At 58.0% G+C, this 16,849-nt stretch carries 16 protein-coding genes; 7 read left to right on the top strand and 9 right to left on the bottom strand.

The genetic code is table 11. The features are described 5' to 3' along the window. The first annotated feature begins 17 nt into the window (after positions 1-17). On the top strand, positions 18-632 hold the full coding sequence (locus LRK71_RS07005; protein WP_232402144.1) for a TetR family transcriptional regulator C-terminal domain-containing protein: 615 nt from the start codon (positions 18-20) through the stop codon (positions 630-632). A gap of 101 nt (positions 633-733) precedes the next feature. On the opposite strand, the gene preA is transcribed toward LRK71_RS07005, so the two are convergent. The 4 genes from preA to LRK71_RS06985 form a co-directional block, all read right to left on the bottom strand. Beyond that, positions 734-2,038, bottom strand: a complete 1,305-nt coding sequence (gene preA, locus LRK71_RS07000) for an NAD-dependent dihydropyrimidine dehydrogenase subunit PreA (protein ID WP_232402142.1) — start codon at positions 2,036-2,038, stop codon at positions 734-736. A 58-nt stretch (positions 2,039-2,096) separates the two neighbouring features. After that, a complete protein-coding gene (locus LRK71_RS06995; protein WP_232402139.1) occupies positions 2,097-3,431 on the bottom strand; it encodes an NAD(P)-dependent oxidoreductase in 1,335 nt (444 codons plus the stop codon). Positions 3,432-3,794: 363 nt separating this feature from the next. Beyond that, on the bottom strand, positions 3,795-4,196 hold the full coding sequence (locus LRK71_RS06990) for a RidA family protein (protein ID WP_232402138.1): 402 nt from the start codon (positions 4,194-4,196) through the stop codon (positions 3,795-3,797). Positions 4,197-5,408: 1,212 nt separating this feature from the next. Continuing rightward, on the bottom strand, positions 5,409-5,675 hold the full coding sequence (locus LRK71_RS06985) for a DUF2312 domain-containing protein (RefSeq protein ID WP_232402136.1): 267 nt from the start codon (positions 5,673-5,675) through the stop codon (positions 5,409-5,411). 255 nt (positions 5,676-5,930) lie between these two features. Between LRK71_RS06985 and LRK71_RS06980 the strand changes: the two genes are divergently transcribed. The 5 genes from LRK71_RS06980 (at position 5,931) to LRK71_RS06960 (ending at position 8,604) form a co-directional block, all read left to right on the top strand. Next, positions 5,931-6,149, top strand: coding sequence for a hypothetical protein (locus tag LRK71_RS06980; protein ID WP_232402134.1), 219 nt, complete (start codon positions 5,931-5,933; stop codon positions 6,147-6,149). A 185-nt stretch (positions 6,150-6,334) separates the two neighbouring features. Next, on the top strand, positions 6,335-7,198 hold the full coding sequence (locus LRK71_RS06975; RefSeq protein WP_232402131.1) for an MBL fold metallo-hydrolase: 864 nt from the start codon (positions 6,335-6,337) through the stop codon (positions 7,196-7,198). A gap of 108 nt (positions 7,199-7,306) precedes the next feature. Continuing rightward, complete coding sequence (locus LRK71_RS06970) at positions 7,307-7,735, top strand: YeeE/YedE family protein (RefSeq protein ID WP_232402129.1); 429 nt, start codon at positions 7,307-7,309, stop codon at positions 7,733-7,735. Further along, positions 7,735-8,169, top strand: coding sequence for a DUF6691 family protein (locus LRK71_RS06965; protein WP_232402128.1), 435 nt, complete (start codon positions 7,735-7,737; stop codon positions 8,167-8,169). Before LRK71_RS06970 ends, LRK71_RS06965 begins: the two co-directional genes overlap by 1 nt. 9 nt (positions 8,170-8,178) lie before the next feature. After that, positions 8,179-8,604, top strand: coding sequence for a protein tyrosine phosphatase family protein (locus tag LRK71_RS06960; RefSeq protein WP_232402126.1), 426 nt, complete (start codon positions 8,179-8,181; stop codon positions 8,602-8,604). Between the two features lie 282 nt (positions 8,605-8,886). Here LRK71_RS06960 and LRK71_RS06955 read toward each other — a convergent pair whose 3' ends face one another. The 5 genes from LRK71_RS06955 to LRK71_RS06935 all read right to left on the bottom strand — a co-directional run bounded on the left by LRK71_RS06955 (position 8,887) and on the right by LRK71_RS06935 (position 15,183). Next, positions 8,887-10,233 carry a FliM/FliN family flagellar motor switch protein gene (locus LRK71_RS06955; RefSeq protein ID WP_232402123.1) on the bottom strand — a complete coding sequence of 449 codons (1,347 nt, stop codon included), beginning with the start codon at positions 10,231-10,233 and terminating at the stop codon, positions 8,887-8,889. A gap of 67 nt (positions 10,234-10,300) precedes the next feature. Then, positions 10,301-12,994, bottom strand: coding sequence for a sensor histidine kinase (locus tag LRK71_RS06950; RefSeq protein WP_232402122.1), 2,694 nt, complete (start codon positions 12,992-12,994; stop codon positions 10,301-10,303). Beyond that, a complete protein-coding gene (locus LRK71_RS06945; protein WP_232402120.1) occupies positions 12,994-13,317 on the bottom strand; it encodes a hypothetical protein in 324 nt (107 codons plus the stop codon). The genes LRK71_RS06950 and LRK71_RS06945 overlap by 1 nt, the downstream gene beginning before the upstream one ends. Further along, on the bottom strand, positions 13,318-13,722 hold the full coding sequence (locus LRK71_RS06940; protein WP_232402118.1) for a response regulator transcription factor: 405 nt from the start codon (positions 13,720-13,722) through the stop codon (positions 13,318-13,320). Positions 13,723-13,884: 162 nt separating this feature from the next. After that, positions 13,885-15,183, bottom strand: coding sequence for a helix-turn-helix domain-containing protein (locus LRK71_RS06935; protein WP_232402117.1), 1,299 nt, complete (start codon positions 15,181-15,183; stop codon positions 13,885-13,887). A 231-nt stretch (positions 15,184-15,414) separates the two neighbouring features. Here LRK71_RS06935 and LRK71_RS06930 point away from each other — a divergent pair, with 231 nt between their 5' ends. Further along, positions 15,415-16,761, top strand: a complete 1,347-nt coding sequence (locus tag LRK71_RS06930) for a substrate-binding protein (RefSeq protein ID WP_232402116.1) — start codon at positions 15,415-15,417, stop codon at positions 16,759-16,761. Positions 16,762-16,849: the final 88 nt, after the last annotated feature.

Here is a 16,849-nt window from a genome sequence, read left to right as displayed (position 1 = left end):
AGGATCGCTTATCCACTATGCCCAAGGACCGATCACCCACCCGCATCCAGAAAAAGAATCGCGCCGCCATTCTGGAAGCCGCGCTCGAGGTCTTCTCGGCACATGGATTTCGCGGCGCGACCGTCGACCAGATTGCCACGCAGGCGGGGCTGTCAAAGCCAAATCTGCTGTATTATTTCCCCTCAAAAGAGGCGATGTTCACCGCCCTGTTGTCAGAGTTGCTGGATACCTGGCTGGATCCGATGCGCGAAATCAATGCGCAGGGCGACCCAATGGAAGAAATCCTGGCCTATGTACAACGCAAGCTGCAGATGAGCCGGGATTTCCCGCGCGAAAGTCGCCTGTTTGCCAATGAAATCGTGCAGGGCGCGCCGCGAATGCTGGATGCGCTCTCGCGGGATCTACGCGATCTGCTGGAGGAAAAGGAGCAGGTCCTGGCAGGCTGGATGGCGGCGGGCAAGATCAACCAGACCCATCCCAAACACCTGGTGTTTTCAATCTGGGCGCTGACCCAGCACTATGCTGATTTTGACGTGCAGGTGCGTATGTTGATGGGGGATGAAGATCCGTTTGACGCAGCACCAGAGTTCCTAGACACGCTTTATCGCCGGATGCTTACGCCAAAAAGTTAATTTCGATTAACCGAGAAGTAACGGCGCGGCATCGCCACAGAAAAGGGGGCAGTGCCGCGGCGCTGCCCCCTTTTGATTTGCCCAACCGCATGTGGTCTGGACTATTCTGCCGCCGTTGCCGATGGGTTGTTGGGGTGGGTTGTCCAGTTGGCATATTCGCCAGACACCACCTTGCCGGTGCGTTCATCCAGCTGACCTGCGGGCACCTCTTCCATGGTGATGCAGCCCTCGATTGGGCAGACATTCACACAAAGATTACAGGCAACACATTCGTCATCCTTCACGGTAAAGACCCGGTCGGCGCTCATCTCGATGGCCTGGTGCGACGTGTCTTCGCAAGCGGCAAAACAACGGCCACAGCTGATGCAGTCTTCCTGGTTGATCTTGGCCTTGGCGATGAAGTTCAGATCCAGATACTGCCAGTCGGTGACATTTGGAACCGCCATGCCGATGAAGTCCTGGGTCGAGGTATAGCCCTTTTCATCCATCCAGTTGGACAGGCCGGAAATCATCTCTTTCACCACGTTGAACCCATAGGTCATCGCGGCGGTACAGACCTGCACGTTGCCCGCCCCCAGCGCCATGAATTCGGCAGCATCTTTCCAGGTGGTGACACCGCCAATGGCCGAGATCGGCAGATCATGCGTCTCTGGGCAGCGCGAGATTTCAGCTACCATATTCATCGCAATTGGTTTTACCGCAGGGCCACAATATCCACCGTGGGTGCCCTTACCGCCAACGGTGGGCTCGGGAGCCATCTGGTCCAGATCTACCGAGACGATTGAATTGATGGTGTTGATCAGGCTGACAGCGTCACCGCCACCGGCCTTGGCAGCCCGCGCCGGGAAGCGCACATCAGTGATGTTTGGCGTCAGTTTTACAATGACAGGCTTGGAATAGTACTTCTTGCACCATTCGGTCACCATCTGGATGTATTCCGGCACTTGTCCCACAGCCGCACCCATGCCGCGTTCGGCCATGCCGTGCGGGCAGCCAAAGTTCAGCTCGATCCCATCGGCACCGGTGGCCTCAACCTTGGGCAGGATCGCCTTCCAGGCTTCCTCTTCGCAGGGCACCATGATAGAGACGATCACCGCGCGGTCCGGATAGTCCTTCTTGACGCGGGTGATTTCCTCAAGGTTGATCTCCAGCGAGCGGTCAGTGATCAGCTCGATGTTGTTCAACCCCAACAGCCGACGGTCGGCGCCAAAGATCGCGCCATAGCGGGGCCCGTTGACGTTGACCACAGGGGGGCCTTCGGAGCCGAGGGTCTTCCAGACCACACCGCCCCAGCCTGCTTCAAAAGCACGGCGCACGTTATATTCCTTATCCGTGGGTGGCGCCGAGGCCAGCCAGAACGGATTGGGGGATTTGATACCTAAGAATTCTGTTGTCAGATCAGCCATTTGTCTGTTCCTTTTCATGCTCGCGTGGGATCACCGCCGGGCAGCGACCCCGGCTTGCTCAGCCCATCAGGCTGGAATGAATATCCATAGCGGCGTCGCGGCCTTCGGCCACGGCGGTCACAGTGAGGTCTTCGCCACCCGAGGCGCAGTCGCCCCCGGCCCAGACCAGCGCAACCGAGGTCCGGCCTGTGGCATCCACCATGATCTTGCCGCCCTCCAGCTCTACCGCGTCGGGCTGGCCTTCCAGGCTCTGACCGATGGCTTTGTAGACCTGTTCTGCGGCCAGGCGCGTGGTTTCACCGGTGCCGCGCACGCGGCCATCTTCGATCTCGGTATATTCCAGCTCGATCTCGGCAGCGGCCCCGCTGCCATGAATGGCCTTGGGCATCACATTGAACATCAAGGTAACCCCCTTGGAGGCCGCCAGATCCTGCTCAAACCGGCTGGCGCCCATGGCGTCACGGTCGCGGCGATAGGCGATGGTCACGTTTTCGGCGCCCAACAGTTTTGACTGCACGGCCGCATCAACAGCTGTCATGCCGCCACCGATGACCACAACATTGCGGCCAACAGGCAGTTTGGTCAGATCCTCCGCCTGGCGCAGCTCTTCAATGAAATCAACGGCATCACGTACGCCGCTCAGGTCTTCGCCTTCCGCGCGCAGGGCATTGACCCCGGCCAGACCAATCGACAGGAAGACAGCGTCGAAATCGCCTTTCAGCGCCTCCAGCGTCAGATCGGTGCCCAGCTTCTTGCCATATTCGACGGTGATGCCGCCAATCTGCAGCAGCCAGTCGACCTCGCGGGCGGCAAAATCTTCGGTGGATTTATAGGCGGCGATGCCAAATTCGTTCAGCCCGCCGGCCTTGGCCTTGGCGTCATAGATGACCACATCATGGCCCAGCATCGCCAGCCGGTGCGCCGCAGACAGACCCGCAGGCCCCGCGCCGACAACTGCAACGCGCTTGCCAGTGCTGGCGGCACGGCTAAAGGGATGGCTGGCTTTTTCCATGATGACATCTGTCGCATAGCGCTGCAGGCGGCCAATCTCGACCGGCTTGCCTTCGGCGGCTTCGCGTACGCAGGCCTCTTCACAGAGCGTTTCTGTCGGACAGACCCTTGCGCACATGCCGCCCAGGATATTCTGCTCCAGAATTGTCTTGGCAGCAGAGGCCGGGTGACCGGCCTGGATCTCACGGATGAACTGCGGAATGTCGATGCTGGTGGGGCATGCGGTCATGCAGGGCGCATCATAGCAGAAATAGCAACGATCCGCCGCCACTGCGGCTTCATGCGGGTCATACGCGGGGTGCAGATCCCCAAAGTTGTCGGCGATCTCTGCAGCGGCCAACCGCCCTGCATGGATACCTGATGCCTGATGGCTACTCGCCATTGGGTGTCTCCCTGACTTTGTTTTTATACAACTCAAAGACTGCCACAGTTTCATTTTTTATCAACTGGTAAAATTTTTGAATGTGCAAAAAAGTCGAGACGTCACATCAAAGGTTCAGCCCAATATTTTGAAAAATATAGAAAAACACAAACGCTCAAATCTTGGGCTTTGGTGGAAATTTGCTGATACAGGCGGGCGCGGGCCAGCAGTCCTGCCAGAGTTTGCCCCGAATAGGCGCCATTTTGCGCTAGGCCGCCACGCAAAATTGGAGCGAAATAGCAAAAGGCCGGTAGGATTTCCCACCGGCCTAGTCTTAGGTTCCACCGCTCTTTCAGGGCGCGAAGGCTGCGCAATAATGCGGGCCTAGCCCTGCGGCAAAACGGCTGTTGCCTCGATCTCGATCTTGGCTTCATCTTCTACCAGAGCAGAAACCACAACCATGGTCATCGCCGGGAAATGGTAGCCCATGACCGCGCGGTAGGCCTGCCCAACCTCTCCCTGATGAGCCAGGTATTCCACCTTGTCTGTGACATACCATGTTAGCCGGGTGATATCGCTGGCCTCGCCGCCAGCCGCTTCGACCACATCCAAGATATTGCGCAGCGCCTGGCGCATTTGTCCGATGAAGCCCTGCTCTTCGAAGACTTGATCCGCGGTCCAGCCGATTTGGCCGCCAACAAAGAGCAACTTACCCTCGGCGACCATGCCATTGGCATAACCCTTGGCCGGTTTCCATCCTTCGGGATGTACAGAAATGGCAGGCATGGGCTCTCCTTTATTCAATCAATAATAGTCTCTGGTCAGGACTGTGCCTATCGCCGCAATATCGGGCAGCAGGCCACTTATTTCAAGCTTAAAATTTATAACCATGAAGCATTTTTTCAAGACAAGACAGGAACAAAGACCGCCGCAGCTTCACAACCGCAACCGATAGTGCCGCTGGCATGGCTCAAGAAGGCCCCTTACAAGTTCCGTGACGCAGGACAACGCAGAGCAGCTACTATATAGCACCCGCGCTGCAGAATGACGGCAAATCCACCTCCCAGCCATATGCTTGATCGTGGCCCCAGACCTCCGAAAATCTCGGGCCGTCTGTCCTCCCCGATATCGTCCGATAAGGCGCCGTTATATATTAAGCCCGTGTAGATCTTCCAAGGCATCTCTCAGCCTCTTATAGTCTTCACCCTCTCGCACCTCTAAGAATGTAGATGGTTTTTCCACTGTCGCCGATAAGTCTGGCAGAAGGTCCTCCAAGGGAATCTGACTTTGCATTTCGGCAAAGGCTTCACATTCTGAACGAAGCTAGATTCTATCCAAAGATAGCTTGGGGCGTAGAACGAAATATATCTGCACCTCATCAAAGTGTCGAAATAAAAATTCATCGCCGAACTCTCGTAGAGACGCGTACAAGACTTCGTCGGACACAATCACATCGTTGCCTCTAGACTGAAAATTTTCGCAGAAGAGCGCTTCAACGTCATCAAAATCAAGCCCACCGAGGTTGAAAAATTCATATCATTCGGCAGATTTAGTACCCTTCCGAAAGAATTGAGAAAGCACCCCCCCGTTTTCAGGTTTTCTCCACCGATGGGAATAGGATGGGAAAGCCCTAATGCTTGACGTCGATCTCTATTTTGCTTGAGAATTGACTAAATTGTCGTTGACGCAGCTTTTGGCAACCCCATGTGCAAGTGCAATACTCATGGCAAGCCAATACGCTCCCATCATTTCTATGTCGTGTATCGCTTCGCCCTCAATAGCCGCAAGAGCGGCGCACTTGCCGAACCAAATATGGGGGGGGGGGCACTTGCACGTGCTATATCGCGCCAAGCACGCCAGCCCGGAAAAATGGCAGCCCTGATCATGGGATATTAGCTGCGCCTATGTCCTCTGCCATGAAGGCCCACCGCTCTCTATATGAAGCGCTGCAGGGCGGCCCTCAGAGCATGCCGCGAAAGCGCGGCATGCCTCTCGGGATCAGGACATCCCCAGCGCTTCTTTGTACATTTCCAGCACCGCTTCTTCTTCGGCGATATCATCCTGGTCACGCTTGCGCAGGGCAATCACCTTGCGGATCACCTTGGTGTCGTAGCCGCGCGACTTTGCTTCGGCCATGACTTCTTTTTGCTGTTCCGCGATGTCTTTCTTTTCGGCATCCAGCCGTTCAAAACGCTCGATGAACTGGCGGAGTTCTCCGGCTGTTACGCGGTAGTTTTCACTTTTTTCGTCTTCGGTCATTTCCATGTTCGGCTCCTGCTGCTCTGGCCTTTGACGACAGGCATTTCACTGCTGTCATGTGATAGGTTTGGGGCAAGGGGATAGCCGCAGAGGCGCCCTATCGCAAGACTGGAAAACAATGGCCTGCGATATCTCGCCCTGCATATTTCTCTGGCTCTGCCAGCGGTGACGCCCCCATCGCTGCACAGGACAGGATCTCTTGTGCCGCAGGCGTCAATCCGCTACTCGCATCCCGGTACACTTACCGCAGGAGCCGGTCTTATGTTTGATATCATCGTCTGGGTCGGTGCGACCCTCTCGGTTGCGGGGTTGATTGGCCTGATCGGCTGCATTTTATATGTGATCAAAGCCCGCAGAAAAACCAAGGATGACGACGCATTGCGCGCCGTTGTGCAACGCGTCCTGCCCTACAATCTAGGCGCGCTGTTTCTGTCAGTGCTTGGGCTGATGCTGGTTATGCTTGGCATCTTTCTGGGCTAGCCCGCCTATCGGGATCAATCGCGGCGCATTGCCGCCCCTTGCCGTCTGTACTTCCCTGTTGAAATACGCCCGCTGCCCTGCCCCGCCTTTTGCCGGGGGCAGGGTTTTTTATCATCTATGCCATCTCAGTGCTTGCAACACATTCCATTTTCCATATACATTAGTAAAAAATGGAGTGCTGAGAAATGAACCCCATCGTCAAAGCCTTTTTCGACGAGGCCACTAATACCGTCTCTTATGTTGTGCGCGATCCCGCCGGGGCGGCCTGTGCCGTTGTCGATTCCGTGCTGGATTTCGATCATGCCGCTGGGCGCACGGATACCGCATCAGCGGATGAGATCATCAGCTACATCCGGGCCAACGACCTGCGCTGTGAATGGATCTTGGAAAGCCATGTCCACGCCGACCACCTGTCTGCCGCGCCCTATCTGCAGGATCACCTGGGCGGCAAGATTGGCATCGGCGCCAATATCACCCTGATCCAAGACACCTTTGGTAAAGTTTTCAATGAAGGTACCGCCTTTCAACGTGACGGCAGCCAATTTGATGCGCTGTTCAAAGAGGGTGACACAATTATGATTGGCCAGCTGCGCGGCGAAGTCCTGCACACGCCGGGGCATACCCCTGCCTGCCTGACCTATGTGATTGGCGATGCCGCCTTTGTGGGGGATACCCTCTTCATGCCCGATTTTGGCACGGCGCGCTGCGATTTCCCCGGTGGCTCTTCCGAGGCGCTGTACTGGTCGATTCAAAAGATCCTGGCGCTGCCGGATGAAACCCGCATTTTTGTCGGCCACGACTACAAGGCCCCGGGGCGCGATGACTACGCCTGGGAAACCACGGTCGCAGAACAAAAAGCGCTGAACGTGCATATCGGCGAAGGCCGCCCGCTGGAAGACTTTACCGCGATGCGTGATGCCCGCGATGCGACCCTTGGCATGCCCCGGCTGATTTTGCCGTCGCTGCAAGTCAATATGCGCGCAGGCCAAATGCCAGAGCCGGATGAGGAAGGCGATATCTTCCTGAAACTACCTGTCAACAAGCTCTGACGGAGTCGCGCCCTGGCACCGCCACAGATCCCGCCCAAACAAGCCCGTACCGGGTCTGCAGTGTGGTGGCGGTCGACCTGTATCACAATGAAAAAAGGATCACGGAAAATGGAAATGGATTGGATCTGGGGGCTTGTCGGTGGCGGCCTTATCGGGTTGGGCGGGGCGGTGTTCCTGCTGGGCAATGGCCGCATTATGGGGGCAAGTGGCATCATTGGCGGGCTGGTCGATGGATCAGGCCGCAGCACCGCAGCAGAGCGCCTGGTCTTTCTGCTTGGGGTGGTGGCGCTGCCACTGCTGCTGCAGCCACTGTTAAGTGATGCACCCAGCACCCATCTGACCAGTAATATCTGGGTGATCGTCATTGCGGGTCTGCTTGTGGGGACCGGCACCCGCATTGCCAATGGCTGCACGTCGGGGCATGGGGTCTGCGGCATTTCACGCCTGTCTCTGCGCGGGTTGGTGGCCACTGTCTTTTACATTCTGGCCGGCGGGATTACCCTGGTCCTGTTCCGTCACCTCTGGGGGATGATCTAATGCAGCGCTTGTTTCTTGCATTGCTGTCTGGTGGGCTGTTCGGCACCGGGCTTTTGTTCTCTGGTATGACCGACACCACCAAGGTTCAGGGCTGGCTGGATGTGTTTGGCGATTGGGATCCGACCCTTGCCTTTGTCATGGGGGGCGCCATCGTGCCCATGTTTATTGCCTGGCGCCTGACCACAGGCCGCCGCCCACTGGTGGGGGGCAGCTTTCCAGCCCCGCCCCGTCCCGAAATGGACCATCGGCTGATCACCGGATCTGTGCTGTTTGGCATCGGCTGGGGCCTGGCCGGCCTGTGCCCCGGACCGGCGATTGCCTCGCTCAGCTATAACGGCACGGGCGGGCTGATATTCCTCGGGGCGATGATCTTGGGTATGGCAGTAGCCCCCTTTGTCGGCCGACAGCTAGACTGGCTTGCAACAAAGGGGTAGACAACCGCCATGGATGCACGAGTGATCACCCCCCGCTACGCCGTCTCGCCGCAAATTTCGGTCGAAGACATGCCCGCAATCCTTGCCGAGGGCTATAAGACGGTGATTTGTAATCGCCCTGATGCCGAAGTCCCGCCAAGCCATCAGGCTGCGGCAATCCAGGCCGCCGCCGAAGCTGCCGGTTTGACCTTTCACGCGCTGCCGCTGACCCATCAGACCATGACGCCGGAAAATGTCGCCAAGCAGCGGGCCTTCTACGAGGCAAGCCCAGGCCCGGTGCTGGCCTATTGCGCATCTGGCACCCGCTGTTCGGTGGTCTGGTCGCTGGGCGTCGCCGCCGATATGAGCCCGGATGAGATCTTGGGCAAAACCAGTGCCGCTGGCTATGATCTGGCCGGATTACGCCCCGCACTGGAAGCCATTGCCAATAGCTGACCCCAGCTTTGCGACCAGCAAGAGCGTGCTGTTCAGACTGAATGCCAGGCTCGGCCCCCTAAAAAAGCCCAGCCCGCATATCGCGGCTGGGCTTCTTATCATCCATATATCAGCACATTAACCGCGAAACTTCATCCGATAAGAATGCGATCAAGCAGCCAAAGATCCTAGGGCATGTTCCGAAAAATGGGGGCCGGTTTTAAACCTCTAAAACATGCAAAATCAAATAAGAAAAGCCAGTCACATGCATGCAAATGAACGCGACAGGCTTTAGGGGTTGTATTACATGCCAGGGTTTGCGTCGTTTTCCAACCCGGCCAGCTTTGAAATCTCTGCTGCTGCATCATCCGGATTGAACGCATCCATGCCATCGCCCAGATCGGCAAGCCCCCCCATCGGGGCCGCACCCATATCGAGACCAGATCCCAGATCCCCGCCAAGGCCAGCCGGGTCGAAATCGCCCCCCATGTCGCCGCCCATGTCCAGCGCGCCACCAAGGCCCGCCCCGAAATCACCCAGATCATCCCCCCCCAGGCCAGCCGGGTCAAGATCGCCGCCCATACCAAGGCCGCCTCCGCCAAAGCCCATGCCCTCATCCAGCGGATCCTGCAGTCCCTGCGCCGCGATCCCAAGGTCCAGCACCGGCGGTTGGTCTTCCATCATCGGCAAAGCCGCGACTGGCGCGCTATGGCCAAGCGGGCTGGCAAAATCATCGTCCGTGTCAGGCTGCTCTGGCGTCGAAGACCTATGCGTAATACTGAGCCGCACGGCACGCGCACCGTTCAGCTGCCCCAAACGTCCCTTGGCAATCGACTGGCCGCCAATGCCAATCATATCGGTTTCATACAAAAAGGCCTGATCCAGTGGCAGGACCTCGCCCACCTTGAGGGCAGAAAATTCGTTCAAAGGCACCCGCACCTTACATAAGATGGCCGAGAGCTCTGCCCGCATCGAATTCATGCCGCTGGCCAAAGACGGTCCTGCAGCCGTGCCATTCATGCCCAGTTCCTCGGGTGTGGGTTCCGGCAGGATCAGCTTCAAAACCCCCTGCATGGCACCAATCGCCAAATCCACATTCAACGTGATCAGACGATAGTTTTCAGCGTCCATCCCCAGAACAAGCGAGCGCACATCTTCAATCTGCGCGCCGTAACGATAGCCAGAGAAAATCAACTGGTCCCGCTGCCCCTCTAGCAGGGCATGCACCTTACCAAAGGATTTTTCCAGGAACTCTGCGGTCATGGCCGCATCTGTCGGGGTATAGTTGCGCTGCGAAGGTGCCTTGCCCATGATCTGGCCAATGGTCTGTTTCTGAATCAGCGCAGTCACCAGGGCCGTATCCATCGTCGCCGCCCCGATGCGCCCATTGGGGCCATCCAGCACCACCAGAAGGTCCTTGTCGGACAGCGATTCGACCAAATCTTCGGGGGGGCGGTTGCATTGGCGTGCTGCCAGCACCGCCAGCGGCAGGTCGCATTGTTCTGAAGCCGCGCGCGCAAGAGACCGGCGCAAAGCCTTGAGCGTAAAGGAAGCATTCTGGCCCTGGGACCCTTCCTTGGACGCCGCAAGTTTCCGGGCGAGACCACCCGTCGCGCCACTCTTGGCTTGTTGTTTTTCTGCTTCAGACATTAGTCATCAACCCGCACGTTCGACGCTCCCTTTTAAGTGTTTTAGTGCGGCTTCGTTACCAAGACCTTTATTCCTCCCCCGTTGTCGGGATTTTACGGACATTTGGCAGCGAAATTCTGAAGCCACCGCCGCTTCGTTCGGCCAGGTAGAAAATATCCCCGCCAAGGCGCTGCATAATTTCACGGCAAATTGCCAATCCCAGCCCGGCTCCGCCTGCTCGCTCTGGGCTAACACGCGAGAATTTCTCAAAAATCAACTGCTGGTAATCCACTGGAACACCACTGCCATTGTCGATGAAATCAATCCAAACCTGATCCTGCTGGTAGGTGACGGAAATGGTCAGTTCGGGCGTTTCTGCATCGCAGTATTTCTGCGCATTGGCAATCAGGTTGATAAAGACCTGCGCCAGCCGATCCAGATCAGAAGTGATCTGCACCGCTTCGCTTTCGGGGGTGCGTGTAACCATCATGGTGGTGCCAGTGCCGGCCAGCGCCGTGGATACCGCATGATCCATCACCGCATCAAGACGTCCGGCCGACATGTTCAAACTGACCTGGCCACTTTCCAGCACGCTCAGATCCAGCAGATCGTTCAACAGGCGCGTCAGCCGCAGGGCTTCGTCGTGGATGATGCTGGCATAACGGTTCTTATCCGCCGACGGCAGGGCACCGTGGTCGCGCAGAATTTCAGAAAACGCCCGGATAGAGGTCATCGGCGTGCGCAGCTCATGGCTCACCTGGCTGAGGAAGGCATCCTTTTGCTGCGAAATCTGTGTCAGTTTTTCGTTGGATTCGCGCAGCTGTAGGGCAGTACGTGACAATTGCTCCGATTGTGCCTCCAACTGATTGGAATACTCCAACATCTGTGCCGTCTCATCCGCAACCGCAAGCAGATCCTGCACCGAAACCGAAGAGCCACCAACAATCTGTCCGATCATCGCATGCGCTGCCGCCGCCCCGATAGAGGCCCCCAGTTCGCGCTCTAGCTGCTCAAGAAAGGCGGGGGTCGGGTCCGGCAGCGGCCCATGTCCGCCCTGACGCGTTAATTCGCGCTGGAAAAAGGCCTGGGCCTCCTCTGCGCCAAGGATGCGCTGCGACATCACCATCAGGTCTTCGCTCTGGGCCACCGACCCCGTCCAGCCGCGCGGGCCAGAGGAATGTTCAAAAACATTGACAAACTGGGCCCCCTGCAGCCGCTCTATCGGGCTGGGAAACGTCAGCAGCGACACCAGACAAAAGACCACCGCATTCAGGATCATAGACCAGAGCACCGCATGTACCGTGGGATCAATCCCTTCAATACCAAACAGGGCCTGCGGGCGCAGCCAGGACAGGCCAAACAGGCCATTGGCCAGAATATGATCCGGCAGCAGCCCACCGCCAAGCGCAGGCAAAAGCATGGTATAGATCCAGAGGCCAAACCCCACCGACAGCCCGGCAAGCGCGCCACTTCGGGTTGCACCGCGCCAGAACAGCCCCCCAACAAGGGCCGGCAGCATCTGCGAAATCCCGGCGAAAGAGATCAAGCCCACCGCCGCCAGCGTCGCGCCACCGCCAGACAGCTTATAGTAGAAATACCCAAGCGCCAGAATCACCGCGATCGAAATACGCCGGGCAAACAGCACAACATTACGCACATCCCCCGAAACCGACGCCCCCGCCGCCCCCTGCATATACAGCCAGATCGGCATAACGATATGGTTCGACACCATGGTCGACAGCGCCATCGCCGCCACGATCACCATGGATGTAGCCGAGGAAAATCCCCCCAGAAAAGACAGCATTGCCAACCCCTGCTGCCCCTGTGACAACGGCACCGTCAGCACAAAAAGATCCGGGTTGGAACCGGCCGGCAGCAGTTCTAGCCCGACGGCGGCAATCGGCACCACAAACATCGAAATCAACAGCAGGTAGAGCGGAAAGGCCCAGGCCGCGACCCTCAGGTGACGCTCGTCCTCGTTTTCGACAACCATGACCTGAAACATCCGCGGCAGACAGACAAAGGCGGCAGCCGACAAAAAGGTAATCGTCGCCCAGCGACCACCATCCACCCGCCAGTCGCCAATGCGCGAAGCATCTATCCGCGACATGGTATGGCTGATGCCATCCGACAGGCCCCAGACCACAAAGACCCCCACCGCCAAAAGCGCCACCAGTTTCACCACAGCCTCAAGCGCGATGGCGGTTACCACCCCGTGGTGGCGTTCGTTTGCATTGAGGTTTCGCGTGCCAAACAGAATGGCAAAGACCGCCAGCCCCGCCGTCACCCAGAACACCGTGGTAGTTTCATGATAACTGCGCAGCGGGTCGGCCTCTGAAAAAATTGAGAATGACAGGGTAATAGATTGTAATTGCAGTGAAATATACGGCGTGATGCCAATCACCGCCAGCAGCGTGACACCAATCGCCAATGCGTTGGACTTTCCGTAGCGCGCCGACAACAGGTCCGCGATGGAGGTGACCCGCTGGCTGCGCCCCACCCTTACCAGCTTGCGCAGCCCCCACCACCAGCCGACCATGACCAGGGTTGGGCCCAGATAGATTGTCAGAAACTCCAACCCCGAGCGCGCCGCGTAGCCCACCGCGCCGTAAAAGGTCCAGGCGGTGCAATAAATCGATAGCGACAGGGTGTAGATCAACGGCGAGCGGATCCAGGCGGCAGCCTGCCCGCGCGCTGCCCGGCGATCTGCCAGAAAGGCGACAAAAAACAGCAAGGCCACATAGCTCAGGCAGACCAGCGCCAATAGGTTGAGCGAGGCCATCAGGGCTGTTCATCCAGGGGGCCACCCTCGGTCCAGTGCCCAGCCCAGAGCCGTACCGCCACGCCAAAAGCAAAGCTGACGGCGATCAGCCCAGCCCAGACCACAAAGATATAAATGATTGCCACCGAGGTCGACATGCCGCCATGGGTGTCCGGGGCCGGATAGGGATCCGGGTTTGGCCACATCAGCGGCACCGCAAACAGCAGCGCGCCCAGAATCGGCAAGAGCCGGGCAATATCCATCAACCGGCGGCGGCGATAGGTGCGCCGCTCTACAAAGGGGGTTTTTGGCTCTCCCTGATGCCCTGCCCCATCACCGCGCATTCAGGACGCCGCGCCAAGGTCAGGTGCTGTCTGATAGGCCTGCGCATACAAATCCCGCACCGCTGTCAGCACCTCGGAATTGGAAAAGGGTTTGGTCATAAAGCGAGTAACTCCCGCCTTTTCCGCCATCTCGCGATCTTTTAACTGGCCACGCGCGGTCAGCATAAGCACTGGCAGCGGCTTCAATTCCGCAACCGCGCGCAGTTCGGATATGACTTCCAGGCCGCTTTTACCCGGCAACATCAGGTCCAGAATCACCAGATCCGGCTGCGCCGCCCTGATCACCTCTACCGCTGTGCTGCCTTCGCCATGGACATCCACCTGCCAGCCATCGCGGCTTAACAAAAATCGGATTGCCTCTGCAATATTTGGCTCGTCTTCAATTAAAACTACATGCCTGCTCATTGGCAGATATTCCTCCCAGCGCGGCTGTTTCAGGCGGTTTTGCCCGCTCCTTTTCCCGTGCCGACCCTCCACTCGGGGGCTGGCACGGCAGGTTCTTCGGGCAGCCCCCGTCAAAACCGCGTTCTTTTCCCAAGGCAGACTAGCCGCGCCGACTGGCGCCTGTCAAAACTCTTCCTTCAGGATCGAAGGTTCACGTCGGGCATCACAGGTTTGGCGCGGGCAGATACGGCAGCTGCCCCCCACCGCCTGCGCATCCGGTGGGACTTCGCGCCGCGGCAGGATCAGCATCACCGCATGATAGAGCGGATCACGGTCAAAGGAACCAGGAACATGGTCCCAGGCCACGGCCAGGCATTCAAACCCCAACGCGCTGCGGCCCTGTTGCACCACATTGCGGCGCAGCGGCACATCTGGCCGCTGCAACGCGGTATAAAGCGGCCATAGCGGACAAGAGGCACCAAAGCGCGGCAGGGCAAATCCCGCCACCGGCTTGCGAAACAACAAAGACCCCGAGGCATCGCAGATCACAAGCCCTGCCTCCTGCCCCAGCACCTCGCTTGGCAATACCCCAAGACGTCGGAGCACCACCGGCAGTTTCACCCCAAAGTGACGCCCCAGAGCAGAGGCATCCAGCCCCTCGGCCTCGATCAGCTTGGTCACCGCCTGCAGCGGCATTTTCTGCGCATCGCGTTGATATTGCTCCAGCACCCGGCGGGCGATCACCCGCGAGGACTCGCTGACCAACTGCGGTGCCGCCGCCACCACGCTGGCCGGATCACTGCGCCCCGCTTCCAGTTCGGGGAAATGATAGCCATGGGCCAGCAAGAATTCTTCTGCCTCTTCCTGTGGCACCCCGCGCCGTTCGGCACTGCTGTCGCTTTCATCGAGGAAATTCACCAGGGCCCGGCTGCTTTCGGCCAATCGCAATGAATCTTCATTCAGGTTTTTGTGGAACCGATCACGCCATTCGGCCTCTAGCTCTCCGGTTTCGGCTAGGATCGACGCAGTAGAGCGAATGGCCGCTGCCGTTGACAACACCTCGTGCAGCGAGGCGGCTAGATGCGGGTCATGGGTCAGCCGATCCGACAGGGTTTCAACCGTGCGTTCCAGCCGCGCAATCCGCAGGTTATTGCTGGCCAACACTTCAGCCCAGCCCGGAAAGCGCCCGGCGAACTCATCCGCGCGGTCCAGCTCTGCCACCGGGGTGCCCGCATCCGCCGCCGCCTCGCGCAGGGCGGAAATCAGCGCCGCCTCGGCACCTTCGCTCAGCATCGAGGGTTCCACCCCCAGCACCTGCGCCAGATCCACCAGCAGTTTACCGCCGATTCTACGTCGGTTATGTTCGATCAGATTGAGATAAGAGGCCGAGATGCCAGCTTTGCGGGCCAACTCTGCTTGGCGAATACCCAGGATCAAACGACGTTCCCGAATACGGCTGCCTGTCAGCGTGTCACGCGCCATTTGGGGCTCCCTGTCAAAATCACACCTTTTCAACGGCTTTCTGCGCTGCAATATAAGAAAATTTACAGAACACACCGGCATACTGTGCATTTGTTTACAGAATAGACCATCAATTCAAGGGTTTTATTGCGCAATTTTACAACAGGCTCGCATACTGATTTTGCACAAATCGTGCAGACGTTGCGCAGAAGTGAGGAGCTGCCCGGCGTTTTACACATAAGGGAGGATTAAATGTCCAAGTCAGATTTCTCGCGTCGCGGAGTCCTGAAGACAGGTGCTCTTGCAGGCACTGGCCTTGCGCTTCCAACAATTTTCACTGCGTCTTCCGCAGCTGCTTTCACCAATGACCCCACCGGAAGTTCGGTAACCCTGGGCTTTAACGTTCCACAGACCGGCCCCTACGCGGATGAGGGCGCGGATGAGCTGCGCGCCTATCGGCTGGCGGTTGAACACCTGAATGGTGCCGGCGACGGCGGTATGATGAACACCTTCTCGTCCAAAGAGTTGCAGGGCAATGGCATCCTGGGCAAGGAAGTCAAATTCGTTACTGGCGACACCCAGACAAAATCTGATGCGGCACGGGCCTCGGCCAAGTCGATGATCGAAAAAGACGGTGCCGTGATGATCACCGGTGGCTCATCCTCCGGTGTGGCAATCGCCGTTCAGGGCCTGTGCCAGGAAGCTGGCGTTATCTTCATGGCTGGCCTGACACATTCCAACGACACCACTGGCAAAGACAAGAAAGCCAATGGCTTCCGTCACTTCTTTAACGGTTACATGTCAGCGGCGGCGCTGGCGCCAGTGCTTAAGAACCTCTATGGCACCGACCGCAACGCCTATCATCTAACCGCAGACTACACCTGGGGCTGGACCCAGGAAGAAAGCATCGCGGCCGCGACCGAAGCCCTGGGCTGGAACACGGTTGAAAAAGTGCGTACGCCACTGGCTGCCACAGACTTCTCTTCCTATATCGCCCCAGTTCTGAACTCTGGCGCGGATGTTCTGGTTCTGAACCACTACGGCGGGAACATGGTGAACTCGCTGACCAACGCTGTTCAGTTTGGCCTGCGTGAGAAGGTTGTGAATGGTAAGAACTTCGAAATCGTTGTTCCGCTCTATTCGCGCCTGATGGCCAAAGGTGCCGGCGCCAACGTTAAAGGCATCCATGGCTCCACCAACTGGCACTGGTCGCTGCAGGACGAAGGCAGCCAGGCCTTTGTACGCTCCTTCGGCACCAAATACGGTTTCCCACCCAGCCAGGCGGCACACACTGTTTATTGCCAGACCATGCTCTATGCAGATGCCGTTTCACGCGCAGGTTCGTTCAACCCCTGCGCCGTTGCCGAAGCCCTGGAAGGCTTTGAATTCGACGGTCTGGGCAATGGCAAGACGCTTTATCGCGCCGAAGACCACCAGTGCTTCAAAGACGTTCTGGTTGTGCGCGGGAAAGAAAACCCAACCTCCGATTTCGACCTTCTCGAAGTGGTTGAAGTGACCCCGGCTGCGCAGGTTACCTATCCTGCGGATCACCCGATGTTTGCGGGCGGTGCGCTGGGCAGCTGTAACCCGGGCGCCTGATCCACTGCACTTTTGCCGGGCGCACCTTGCGCCCGGCAGTTTAAATTTATTCTGACATCGCGGCTGCATGTGACACGGTTTTCCGTGC

Source organism: Pseudophaeobacter flagellatus, from assembly GCF_021228235.1.
GTDB lineage: Bacteria > Pseudomonadota > Alphaproteobacteria > Rhodobacterales > Rhodobacteraceae > Pseudophaeobacter > Pseudophaeobacter flagellatus.
This window is presented reverse-complemented; position numbering and strand designations above follow the sequence as displayed.

What these genes read in the sequence shown, in the direction of transcription:
- LRK71_RS07005 (WP_232402144.1), top strand. Translation starts at nt 18, where the DNA reads ATGCCCAAGGACCGATCACCCACCCGCATCCAGAAAAAGAATCGCGCC.
- preA (WP_232402142.1), bottom strand. Translation starts at nt 2,038, where the DNA reads ATGGCTGATCTGACAACAGAATTCTTAGGTATCAAATCCCCCAATCCG.
- LRK71_RS06995 (WP_232402139.1), bottom strand. Translation starts at nt 3,431, where the DNA reads ATGGCGAGTAGCCATCAGGCATCAGGTATCCATGCAGGGCGGTTGGCC.
- LRK71_RS06990 (WP_232402138.1), bottom strand. Translation starts at nt 4,196, where the DNA reads ATGCCTGCCATTTCTGTACATCCCGAAGGATGGAAACCGGCCAAGGGT.
- LRK71_RS06985 (WP_232402136.1), bottom strand. Translation starts at nt 5,675, where the DNA reads ATGGAAATGACCGAAGACGAAAAAAGTGAAAACTACCGCGTAACAGCC.
- LRK71_RS06980 (WP_232402134.1), top strand. Translation starts at nt 5,931, where the DNA reads ATGTTTGATATCATCGTCTGGGTCGGTGCGACCCTCTCGGTTGCGGGG.
- LRK71_RS06975 (WP_232402131.1), top strand. Translation starts at nt 6,335, where the DNA reads ATGAACCCCATCGTCAAAGCCTTTTTCGACGAGGCCACTAATACCGTC.
- LRK71_RS06970 (WP_232402129.1), top strand. Translation starts at nt 7,307, where the DNA reads ATGGAAATGGATTGGATCTGGGGGCTTGTCGGTGGCGGCCTTATCGGG.
- LRK71_RS06965 (WP_232402128.1), top strand. Translation starts at nt 7,735, where the DNA reads ATGCAGCGCTTGTTTCTTGCATTGCTGTCTGGTGGGCTGTTCGGCACC.
- LRK71_RS06960 (WP_232402126.1), top strand. Translation starts at nt 8,179, where the DNA reads ATGGATGCACGAGTGATCACCCCCCGCTACGCCGTCTCGCCGCAAATT.
- LRK71_RS06955 (WP_232402123.1), bottom strand. Translation starts at nt 10,233, where the DNA reads ATGTCTGAAGCAGAAAAACAACAAGCCAAGAGTGGCGCGACGGGTGGT.
- LRK71_RS06950 (WP_232402122.1), bottom strand. Translation starts at nt 12,994, where the DNA reads ATGGCCTCGCTCAACCTATTGGCGCTGGTCTGCCTGAGCTATGTGGCC.
- LRK71_RS06945 (WP_232402120.1), bottom strand. Translation starts at nt 13,317, where the DNA reads ATGCGCGGTGATGGGGCAGGGCATCAGGGAGAGCCAAAAACCCCCTTT.
- LRK71_RS06940 (WP_232402118.1), bottom strand. Translation starts at nt 13,722, where the DNA reads ATGAGCAGGCATGTAGTTTTAATTGAAGACGAGCCAAATATTGCAGAG.
- LRK71_RS06935 (WP_232402117.1), bottom strand. Translation starts at nt 15,183, where the DNA reads ATGGCGCGTGACACGCTGACAGGCAGCCGTATTCGGGAACGTCGTTTG.
- LRK71_RS06930 (WP_232402116.1), top strand. Translation starts at nt 15,415, where the DNA reads ATGTCCAAGTCAGATTTCTCGCGTCGCGGAGTCCTGAAGACAGGTGCT.